Source organism: Streptomyces chiangmaiensis (assembly GCF_036281785.1).
GTDB classification, from domain to species: Bacteria; Actinomycetota; Actinomycetes; order Streptomycetales; family Streptomycetaceae; genus Streptomyces; species Streptomyces chiangmaiensis.
This window is the reverse complement of record NZ_JAYWVC010000366.1, coordinates 1-4,722: the sequence shown is the minus strand read 5'-3', so window position 1 is coordinate 4,722 and position 4,722 is coordinate 1. Positions and strand designations below refer to the sequence as shown.

Genomic DNA, 4,722 nt, shown 5'->3' with positions numbered 1-4,722 from the left:
GCCGCCGGAAGATGGTGATCGAGTGACCGACGTCGTCGATCGCCTTGCTGCCGTGGATCAGCTGCGCGAGGCGGCCCTCGGCCTTGGCGATCGACGTGTCGGAGACGACGAGCAGCCCGTGCACCCTGCTCGGGGGCACCTGGAGCGGGTCATGCCCGTGGATGCCGTACCAGGAGGGCACGCCGCTGCCCTTGTAGACGAGCCAGACGTCCTTGGTCCCCGGGTAGCGCTCGCGGAGCCGGTCGGCCAGCCGGCCGAGATCCTGCCCCCAGTCGACGTTCGAGTCGTGCAGCCGCAGGTGTGTCTTTGCGGGACCGCCGAACGCCTCGTTGGAGTACGGCAGGTAGTACGGGTATGTCCGCAGCGAACTGAGCGCGACGAACACGACAAGAACCGCCGTCACGGCGTACGCCCACCGGCGCCGCAGCGCGAGCACACAAGCGGCGGCGACGGCGAAGAAGACCGGCACGAAGATCGCATACCGCACGCCGAGGTCGCGTGCTCCCAGCATGGCCGCGGCCAGGAGCACCGCGGGGGGGATCAGCACATACGGAGCGGCGGCGCGCAACCGGGGCACCGCCGTCAGGGCCGCGGTACCGGCGAGCCACAGAGCCGACATGCCGAGCGGCGTCTTCACCAGCAGGGCGGCCGGCAGGTAGTACCAGAGGGAGCCGGAATAGAGCCGGCCGAACAGATAGCCGCGCCACGTGGCGCTCTCGAAGCCGAACTGGATACGCATCCCGTCGCGGAATGCGTCGGGGAAGGGCAGCCCCTCGATGAACAGGCCGCGCAGGCCGTGCACCTGGGGCACATTCGCAGGCGTCGTCCAGCGCAGCTGGGGGTCGACGGCGAGATACACGGCCCACACGACACCGACGAGGACCACCGCGACGCCGAGCACGGCGGCCAGGGCACGGATCGTGCGACGCGCCCTCGGGAGCCCGCCGCCCAACGCCTGCCAGTACGACCACCCGGCCAGAGCCAGCAACACGGGCACCGCGGGCAGTGAGCTCATCTTCGTGGCCACCGCGGCGCCCGATGCCACCCCGGCGAGCACCAGGTACGGCAGCGGTCTGCGCCGGGCCCGCCACACCATCCACGTCGCCGCCACCACAAAGCCCGCCGCGGGCACGTCGAGCGTGGCAAGCGAGCCATGGGTGATCAGGTCGGGTGAGAACGTGTAGAGCGCCAGTGCCGCCAGTCCGCCCACGGAACCGACGAGATCGCGCGCGAAGCCGAAGACGACCAGCCCGAACAGCAGGGTCACCACCATCACCGGCAGCCGCGCCCAGAACATCACCCGCCATGGGTCGTTGCCCGATTCGTACAGCAGTCGGCGGCCCAACCGCTCCTGGTCGCCCTGGAACCCGGGCTCGAGACGCGGATGCGCGAAGACGGTGCCGGTCGCGATGATGAGCTTGCCGAGCGGCGGATGTTCGGGGTTGAACCGTAGGCTGTGCTCCCGTACGTATACGACCGCCGTACCCACGTACACGGGCTCGTCGATGGTCGGGGTCTGCTGCACGGCCGTGCTGACCATGGCGAACACCATCTGCGCCAGCAGCGCGAACACCGCGAGCACGAGCAGCGGCCGCCGATGGCGCCGCAGCCGCGCCCGGCGGACCGAGCCGTACCGCGCCGGCGAGGATGCACCGGGTCGGGACGTCCCGGGCGGCGCCGGACGTCCACCGTGCTCGCGCGCGCGGAGCGACTGCTGTTCGTACGTCATCGTCCGCGCTCCCCGGTGTGTGAACCGGCCGAGCCGCCCGCGCACCCGGCGCCCATGAATGCTGCCATGTCCTGTGCTACGTCAGCACGGTGGGAGCTTGCTCAACCACGGGTGTGTCGCAACGACGACGGCGTCCGGGCGGGCGGTTCGCCCGTCACCGGCCGCAGGGGTGCCGGACGGGCCTCAGGGGCCGGCTGCGCGAGACGACACGCACGCCCCGCGCGTCGACGAGGCGCATCTGGAGTGAGCCGCAGGCGCAGCGGGTCCACATCGCGTGGCCGGCGGCCGTGTTGTGCCGGGAGAGCACCTGGAAGGGTTCGGCGTGGTCGGGCCATCCGCAGTGCGGGCAGGCCGGGGCGGGTGCACAGGTCATGACGGACTCCCTTCTGCCGTCCGGGCAAAACCCTGTCGATGCCACCAGCGTGGGCGCACACGGCTGTTCATGTCCACGTTGACTTGCTCCACATGACCGTGAAGCGTGGGCTTCATGATTGACCTGCGCCGACTTCATGTCCTCAGGGCCGTCGCGCACTACGGCACCGTCACCGCCGCGGCACGCGCCCTGCACTTCACGACGTCCGCCGCCTCCCAGCAGATCCGCCAGCTCTCCCGGGAGCTCGGTGTCGATCTGCTGGAGCCACAGGGCCGAGGCGTACGGCTCACATCCGCCGCCCGGGGTCTGCTGGCACATGCCGACGCCATCCAGACGCGGTGGGAGCAGGCCGAACACGACCTGCGCGCCCATGACGGGGAGCTGAGCGGAGTGCTGCGCGTGAGCGGCTTCCCGGTGGCCATCGCGGAGCTCCTCGCCCCGATGGCGGCGCAGCTGCGTGCGCACCATCCCCGCCTGTCCGTGCACGTCCGGGAGGCGGGGGTCCCAGAGAGCTTCGACCTGCTCTTCGAGGGCGAAACCGACCTCGCCGTCGTCGAGGTGACCCCGCACAATCCGCCACGCGGGGACGCCCGGTTCGAGCAGCAGCCGCTGATGGACGACCCGTTCGACCTCGTCGTGCCCGACGGTCACGAGTTGGCGGGCCGCGCGTGCGTCGATCTTGCGGACGCCGCCCTGGAGCCCTGGATCGCCCCGGTGCCGTATAGCCCCTGTCGGCCCCATGTGCTGTCCGCGTGCGCTGCGGCCGGTTTCACGCCGGACATCGTCCATCACGTGCTCGACTGGGACGTGACCGCCCATCTCGTCGCCCATGGACTCGGGGTCGCCCTGATCCCGCGCCTCGCCCGGCTGCCCTCGCATCTTCCGCTCACCCGCGTCCGCTGCGCCGGCGACCCGCACCGCAAGTTCCTCACCTGCGTACGCGCCGGAGGCACGGCCCGCCCGGCCGTCGCCGCGGCCCTCGCTCAGGTGCGCGATCTCGCGGCGGCGCTGCCCGGTGGGTGCACGGCACGGGTCAGGCCCGGGCCGTGAGAGGGCAAGGAGCCGTTCCGCCGGAAGAGGGCGGTTCCCAAGCCGCGGGCTCGATCACCGAGTGTCCACGGTCGACTGCCACATCAGCGGCGTCGCGCGCGGTGTGTCGTCGAAGTGGTCATACGTGCGAACGGCCGGTCGAATGAACCTGCGCGAGGCGTCGAATGGTTCGGTCCGTCGCACGTCCGAGACACAGGGTGCTCACGGCGCAGGCGACGAGCGGCGAAACGCCCGGGGGCTCAGGGGCGGGTGTACTCCTGCCGCACGGCGGCCGCGAGTTGGGCGAGGGCCTCGTCGGCGCCGGTGCGATCGGCCGCGTCGAGCACGGCGAGGGCGTCCGCGGCGGCCTCCCGGACCAGCCGAGGCACCTCGTCCAGCGCTGCCATCCGATAGGCGACCGTACGCCGGGCGGCACGCTCCTCAGGCGTGACCCCTTCGGGCCCGCTGCGCGGGAAGACCGCGGCCTCGTACGCGGCGATGTGGAGGAGTACCCCGTGGGCGATTCCCTCGGCGTAACCGCGGATCCCGGCCTCACGCCGGGCCGCCTCGAAGTGCATCAGTGCACGTCGGCGGAAGAAAAGAGCGCCGAGCGCGCCCGCCGTGCCCGCGCCTGCCGCGGCGGCGAGGGCGAACCGCGCACCGCCGAAGAGCGCGCCGATCAGCGCCCCGCTCGCGGTGGTCAGGCACACTAGTCCGCTGACGAGCAGCACTAGAGCGCGGGCGGGCGTGATCGTGGTCATGAACGTGCAGTGTGCCAGCCGCCACTGTGGCACGGGGCCCGGGCACCGGCTCCGGTCCGGTGGTGGACGTGATGTGTGACACGTGCGGGATCGCGATCCTCCGGTCCGTCGGCGGATCCTCGCTGTGCACGGCTTGATCGGTGATCAAGCACGGCATATCCGCTGGCCACGCGGGGTTCCATGCATTTGACACTTTGTTGCGTGCGCAGATAGGAAACTAGGCGCGGAACTGGAGAGGTGGACCGTGCGCGAGCCCAATGTGATCGGCGACTGGCAGGAATGCGCAGACGAGCATGCCGGTCTGCGTGTCCGCGTCTCCGGTCTGGAAAGGGCCGAGCCGCCGCGCGGGCGTGACGAGGCCGCCGAAGGCCTGACCTATTTCCGCTTTCGGGTGACCGTCGAAAACCGCATGGGAGAACCCGCCGGAATCCACCTCGAAGACGGCCAGCTCGACATCCGGACCGGCCCCGACGGCGAGAGCGCGTTCCTCGACTGGCGCAACTCGCAATTCATCGAGGGTTTCGACCTTTATCCGCTGCGCCGGGCGACCGCCGTGCTGTACGCCGCCGCTCCGGAACCGCTGCTGCGTCTCGTCGACATCCAGGTGCAGTTGAAGGCGGACGACGACTGGGCCGACCGGTATCTGTGGTCCGGCGACATGACCGCACCGGGCGGCCGGCCCGGCGTCCCCACGAGGAGCGACACCACGTCGGAGAGCCTGGCCGGTCAGATCACGGCGTTTCTGCGTGAGCAGGCGGAACGAGGCCAGGGCTGAGTCGTCTGCGGGTGCGCGGCTAGTGCTGCGACCGGAAAGGTTCACCGGCTCGCGA

At 70.9% G+C, this 4,722-nt stretch carries 5 protein-coding genes; 2 read left to right on the top strand and 3 right to left on the bottom strand.

Features of this window, described 5'->3' with window-relative positions; genetic code table 11:
* Together VXC91_RS42520 and VXC91_RS42515 are read right to left on the bottom strand one after the other, a co-directional pair.
* Nucleotides 1-1,729, bottom strand: a 1,729-nt coding sequence (locus tag VXC91_RS42520) for a phospholipid carrier-dependent glycosyltransferase (RefSeq protein WP_408057611.1), incomplete at its 3' end; no start/stop codon positions are given.
* A gap of 154 nt (nt 1,730-1,883) precedes the next feature.
* Nucleotides 1,884-2,102 carry a hypothetical protein gene (locus VXC91_RS42515; protein WP_329512709.1) on the bottom strand — a complete coding sequence of 73 codons (219 nt, stop codon included), beginning with the start codon at nt 2,100-2,102 and terminating at the stop codon, nt 1,884-1,886.
* A 114-nt stretch (nt 2,103-2,216) separates the two neighbouring features.
* Here VXC91_RS42515 and VXC91_RS42510 point away from each other — a divergent pair, with 114 nt between their 5' ends.
* Nucleotides 2,217-3,152: a LysR family transcriptional regulator gene (locus VXC91_RS42510; protein ID WP_329512708.1), complete on the top strand. Its 936-nt coding sequence runs from the start codon at nt 2,217-2,219 to the stop codon at nt 3,150-3,152.
* A 239-nt stretch (nt 3,153-3,391) separates the two neighbouring features.
* Here the strand turns inward: VXC91_RS42510 and VXC91_RS42505 are convergent, their stop codons facing one another.
* Nucleotides 3,392-3,892, bottom strand: a complete 501-nt coding sequence (locus VXC91_RS42505) for a hypothetical protein (protein WP_329512707.1) — start codon at nt 3,890-3,892, stop codon at nt 3,392-3,394.
* Nucleotides 3,893-4,136: 244 nt separating this feature from the next.
* On the opposite strand from VXC91_RS42505, the gene VXC91_RS42500 reads away from it, so the two are divergent.
* Nucleotides 4,137-4,667: a cupredoxin domain-containing protein gene (locus VXC91_RS42500; protein WP_329512706.1), complete on the top strand. Its 531-nt coding sequence runs from the start codon at nt 4,137-4,139 to the stop codon at nt 4,665-4,667.
* Nucleotides 4,668-4,722 lie beyond the last annotated feature (55 nt).